The organism is Streptomyces panacea (assembly GCF_040560175.1).
Lineage (GTDB): Bacteria > Actinomycetota > Actinomycetes > Streptomycetales > Streptomycetaceae > Streptomyces > Streptomyces panacea.
Genome location: NZ_JARJHW010000299.1, coordinates 1 through 5,047, shown reverse-complemented (window position 1 = coordinate 5,047; position 5,047 = coordinate 1). Strand labels below are relative to the sequence as shown.

4 protein-coding genes and 1 pseudogene are annotated in these 5,047 nt (G+C 73.6%); all 5 read left to right on the top strand.

Annotated elements, in window-relative coordinates:
- A partial coding sequence (gene pdhA / locus P3L51_RS34930) for a pyruvate dehydrogenase (acetyl-transferring) E1 component subunit alpha (RefSeq protein ID WP_354609386.1) occupies positions 1-1,091 on the top strand: 1,091 nt, incomplete at its 5' end.
- The gene (locus P3L51_RS34925; protein WP_354609385.1) at positions 1,088-2,119 is read left to right on the top strand and encodes an alpha-ketoacid dehydrogenase subunit beta; all 1,032 of its coding nucleotides are present in this window, start codon (positions 1,088-1,090) and stop codon (positions 2,117-2,119) included. The genes pdhA and P3L51_RS34925, both read left to right, overlap by 4 nt.
- A complete protein-coding gene (locus P3L51_RS34920) occupies positions 2,119-3,507 on the top strand; it encodes a dihydrolipoamide acetyltransferase family protein (RefSeq protein WP_354609384.1) in 1,389 nt (462 codons plus the stop codon). Before P3L51_RS34925 ends, P3L51_RS34920 begins: the two co-directional genes overlap by 1 nt.
- A gap of 154 nt (positions 3,508-3,661) precedes the next feature.
- Positions 3,662-4,549 (top strand): NTP transferase domain-containing protein, encoded by an 888-nt coding sequence (locus P3L51_RS34915; RefSeq protein ID WP_354609387.1) that lies wholly within the window; start codon positions 3,662-3,664, stop codon positions 4,547-4,549.
- A pseudogene (locus P3L51_RS34910) lies at positions 4,546-5,047 on the top strand (hypothetical protein); the annotation flags it as partial. The gene P3L51_RS34915 and the pseudogene P3L51_RS34910, both read left to right, overlap by 4 nt.

Sequence of the window (5,047 nt, the reverse complement as noted above, 5' to 3'; positions counted from 1 at the left end):
GCACGGACCCCGCCCCGTTGCTCCCCGACCGCGAGCCGTACCGCGTACTGGGTACGGAAGCCGCGGCGGACGCCGACCCCGAGCTGCTGCTGCGGCTCTACGCGGAGCTGGTCCGCGGCCGTCGGTTCAACGCGCAGGCCACCGCCCTCACCAAGCAGGGCCGACTCGCCGTCTACCCGTCGAGCACCGGTCAGGAGGCCTGCGAGGTCGCCGCGGCCCTGGTGCTCCAGGAGCAGGACTGGCTCTTCCCCAGCTACCGCGACACCCTCGCCGTCGTGGCGCGCGGCCTGGACCCCGTCCAGGCCCTCACGCTGCTGCGCGGCGACTGGCACACGGGGTACGACCCCCGCGAGCACCGCATCGCCCCGCTCTCCACACCGCTGGCCACCCAGCTGCCGCACGCCGTCGGGCTGGCGCACGCGGCGCGCCTCAAGGGTGACGACGTGGTCGCGCTCGCCATGGTCGGCGACGGCGGCACCAGCGAGGGCGACTTCCACGAGGCGCTGAACTTCGCCGCCGTATGGAAGGCGCCCGTCGTCTTCTTCGTGCAGAACAACGGCTTCGCCATCTCCGTCCCGCTCGCCAAGCAGACCGCGGCGCCGTCGCTGGCGCACAAGGCCGTCGGCTACGGAATGCCGGGCAGGCTGGTCGACGGGAACGACGCCCCGGCGGTGCACGCGGTGCTCGGCGAGGCCGTGCGGCGGGCCAGGAGCGGCGGCGGCCCGACGCTCATCGAGGCCGTGACCTACCGCATCGAGGCTCATACGAACGCGGACGACGCGACGCGTTACCGCGGCGACGCCGAGGTGGAGGCGTGGCGGGCCCACGACCCGGTCCGGCTGCTGGAGCACGAGCTGACGGAGCGCGGGATGCTCGACGAGGACGGGATCAGGAAGGCCGCCGACGACGCCGACGCGATGGCCGCGCGGCTGCGCGACCGGATGAACGCCGAGCCGGAGCTGGACCCCATGGACCTCTTCGCGCACGTCTACGCGGAGCAGACGTCGCAACTGCGCGAGCAGGCGGCCCAGTTGCGGGCCGAGCTGGACGCGTCGGCCGACGACGCACCGGGACAGGGTGAGGCGCGATGACCACCGTTGCCTCCAGGGCAGCCAAGACCGCCAAGGCGGCGAAGCCGGCCACCATGGCGCAGGCGTTGCAGCGCGCGATGCGCGACGCGATGGCCGAGGACCCGACCGTGCACGTCCTCGGGGAGGACGTCGGCACGCTCGGCGGAGTCTTCCGGGTCACCGACGGACTCGCCGCCGAGTTCGGCGAGGACCGCTGTACGGATACGCCGCTGGCCGAGGCGGGGATCCTGGGCACGGCGGTCGGCATGGCGATGTACGGGCTGCGGCCCGTCGTGGAGATGCAGTTCGACGCCTTCGCCTATCCGGCGTTCGAGCAGCTGATCAGCCATGTCGCCAAGACGCGCAACCGCACACGCGGCGCGCTGCCACTGCCGATCACCATCCGGGTGCCGTACGGCGGCGGGATCGGCGGGGTCGAGCACCACAGCGACTCCTCCGAGGCGTACTACATGGCGACGCCCGGCCTCCATGTCGTCACCCCGGCGACGGTCGACGACGCGTACGGGCTGCTGCGGGCCGCCATCGCCTCCGACGACCCGGTGGTCTTCCTGGAGCCCAAGCGGCTGTACTGGTCGAAGGCGCAGTGGTCGCCCGAGGCGCCGGCCACGGTGGAGCCGATCGGCCGCGCCGTCGTGCGGCGTACGGGACTGAGCGCCACGCTGGTCACGTACGGCCCCTCCCTCACCGTCTGTCTGGAGGCGGCGGAGGCGGCGCGCGCGGAGGGCTGGGACCTGGAAGTGGTTGACCTGCGCTCGCTGGTGCCCTTCGACGACGAGACGGTCGTCGCCTCCGTACGGCGGACGGGCCGCGCGGTGGTCGTCCACGAGTCCAACGGCTTCGGCGGACCCGGCGGGGAGATCGCCGCCCGGATCGGCGAGCGGTGCTTCCACCATCTGGAGGCGCCGGTGCTGCGGGTCGCCGGATTCGACATCCCGTATCCGCCGCCGATGCTGGAGCAGCACCATCTGCCGGGTGTGGACCGGGTGCTCGACGCGGTCGCGCGGCTTCAGTGGGAGGCGGACAGCTGATGGCCCAGGTGCTCGAATTCAAACTGCCCGATCTCGGTGAGGGGCTGACCGAGGCCGAGATCGTCCGCTGGCTGGTGGCGGTCGGCGACGTCGTCGCGATCGACCAGCCCGTCGTCGAGGTCGAGACGGCCAAGGCGATGGTGGAGGTGCCGTGCCCCTACGGGGGCGTGGTCACCGCGCGGTACGGCGAGGAAGGCACGGAGCTGCCGGTCGGCGCGCCACTGCTGACGGTTGCCGTGGGGGCGTCGGAGCCGGGACCGGCCACTGCCGGGAGTTCCGAGGCGAGTTCGGGCGCGGGTTCCGACGCCGGACCCGGCTCGGCGGAGACATCGGGGAACGTGCTGGTCGGATACGGCACGGGCGCCCCGGCCGCCCGCCGCCGCCGGGTCCGCCCCGCGACGGCCGTGGTGGCACCCACCGCACCTACGGCGCTCACCCCACCCGTCGCGCCTATCGCACCTGTCGCACCTGTCGATCCGGTACCGACGCACGCGCACGAGCGTGCCGGGCCCGTTCCGGTCATCTCGCCCCTGGTGCGCCGGCTGGCCCGGCAGAACGGGCTCGACCTGCGGGCGCTGGCCGGATCGGGCCGGGACGGGCTGATCCTGCGGTGCGACGTCGAGCTGGCCATCGAGCGGATCGAGCAGGCCGTACAGGCCCCTTCCGCGCCCACGGCCGCACCCGCCGTGTCCGGAGCGGTCACCGAGCGCGTACCGCTGCGCGGTGTACGGGGCGTGGTCGCCGACAAGCTCAGCCGCAGCAGGCGCGAGATCCCGGAGGCGACCTGCTGGGTCGACGCGGACGCGACGGAGCTGATGACGGCCAGGACCGCCGCGAACGCGGCGGGCGGCCCGAAGATCTCCCTCATCGCCCTGCTGGCGCGGATCTGCACGGCGGCGCTCGCGCGGTATCCGGAGCTCAACTCCACGGTGGACATGGAGGCCAGGGAGATCGTCCGCCTGCGCGACGTCCATCTCGGCTTCGCGGCCCAGACCGAGCGCGGACTGGTCGTCCCGGTCGTACGGGACGCGCAGAGCCGCTCCGCGGAGTCGCTGAGCGCGGAGTTCGCCCGGCTGACGGAGGCGGGCAGGTCGGGGACGCTGACCCCCGGCGATCTGACCGGCGGGACGTTCACGCTGAACAACTACGGCGTGTTCGGCGTCGACGGCTCCACGCCGATCATCAACCACCCCGAGGCCGCGATGCTCGGCATCGGCCGCATCGTCGCCAAACCGTGGGTGCACGAGGGCGAACTGGCCGTACGCCAGGTCGTCCAGCTCTCCCTCACCTTCGACCACCGGGTGTGCGACGGCGGCACGGCGGGCGGCTTCCTCCGGTACGTGGCGGACTGCGTGGAACAACCGGCGGTGCTGCTGCGCACGTTGTAGGACGGGCCCGGGGACGTGCCCGTGAAGTCGCCTCCGCGCGCACGGCCCCGCCCGGCACCCGCCCCGGCACCCGTACGGCAGCGAGGTCGTACATCACGGTCGTACATCGCATACGTTCTGACGCGCGATCGCGGACCATACTTCAGCTATGACCATGACCGCCCATGACGCCATCGTGCTCGCCGGAGGTGCCGCCAAGCGGCTCGGCGGAGTCGACAAGCCCGCAGTCAGCGTCGGCGGGCGGGCGCTGCTCGACCGGGTGCTCGGTGCGTGCGGCGGTGCCGCGCGCACCGTCGTCGTGGGGGGTCGGCGGCCCACGGCGCGGCCCGTGCACTGGGCGCGCGAGGAGCCGCCCGGCGGCGGACCGGTCGCCGCGCTCGACGCGGGAGTGCGGCACGTCGAGGCGGACACCGTGCTGGTGCTGTCCGCGGATCTGCCGTTCCTGAAGAGGGAGACGACGCACCGGCTCCTGGACGTACTCGCGGCTGACGGGGAACGCGAGGGCGCGCTGCTCACCGATCCCGACGGCCGGGACCAGCCGCTGGTCGCCGCGTACCGTACGGAGCCGCTGCGCCGTGAGATCGCCCTCCTCGCCACCGAGTACGGCAGCCTCGCCGGGCTGCCGCTACGACTGCTGACGCATGAACTCGACCTCGCCCGGGTCGCCGCGGATGCCGACCCGCTCGCATCCTTCGACTGCGACACCTGGGAAGACATCTCCGCGGCGCGGGCACGCATCAGGGAGCATGGGACCGTGCTGGACGAATGGATCACCGCAGTCAAGGACGAACTCGGCTACGAGCTCGACGTCGACATCACCGTCCTCCTCGATCTCGCCCGCGACGCCGCGCACGGTGTCGCCCGGCCCGCCGCGCCGCTGACGACCTTCCTGGTCGGGTACGCGGCGGGCCGCGCCGCGGCCGGCGGCGGGGGTCCCGAGGCGGTGGCGGAAGCGTCCCGGAAGGCCACGGCGCTCGCCCTGCGCTGGGCCGACGAGGCTACCGAGGACGACGGCAAGGCCAAGGGGGCCGACGCCGGATGACGGCTCAGGACCGCGAGGTCGACGGCGTCGAGGACGTCCTCGCGCTGTTCGCCCGGCAGCCGGACCCGGCTCCCGGCGAAGAACCGGCCACCGAGCCGCGCCACGACCAAGACCAACACCAAGGCCAACACCAAGGCCACAACCGCCCTCACGACCGACACCGCGCCGCCACGCCCCCGAAGGCCGGGGCCGCCGACGCGGGCAGGCACCGCGCGTCGCCGTGGGCCGAGGCCCGTGCGATCGCGGCCCGCTCCGGCCGCCCGGCGGCGACCGCCCCCGGGCAAGCCGCGACCACCCCCTCCCGCACCCGCCGCGTCCCGCTCGAACAGGCGCTGGGACACGTCCTCGCGGAGCCCCTGGCCGCGCTCACCGATCTGCCCTCCTTCGACACCTCCGCGATGGACGGCTGGGCGGTGTCCGGACCGGGCCCCTGGTCCGTACGACCGGTACAGCCCACCCAGAACACCCGGAACACCCCGAACGCGCAGGACACCCAGG

Coding starts and splice junctions, on each gene's coding strand:
- P3L51_RS34925 (WP_354609385.1), top strand. CDS start 1,088: ATGACCACCGTTGCCTCCAGGGCAGCCAAGACCGCCAAGGCGGCGAAG.
- P3L51_RS34920 (WP_354609384.1), top strand. CDS start 2,119: ATGGCCCAGGTGCTCGAATTCAAACTGCCCGATCTCGGTGAGGGGCTG.
- P3L51_RS34915 (WP_354609387.1), top strand. CDS start 3,662: ATGACCGCCCATGACGCCATCGTGCTCGCCGGAGGTGCCGCCAAGCGG.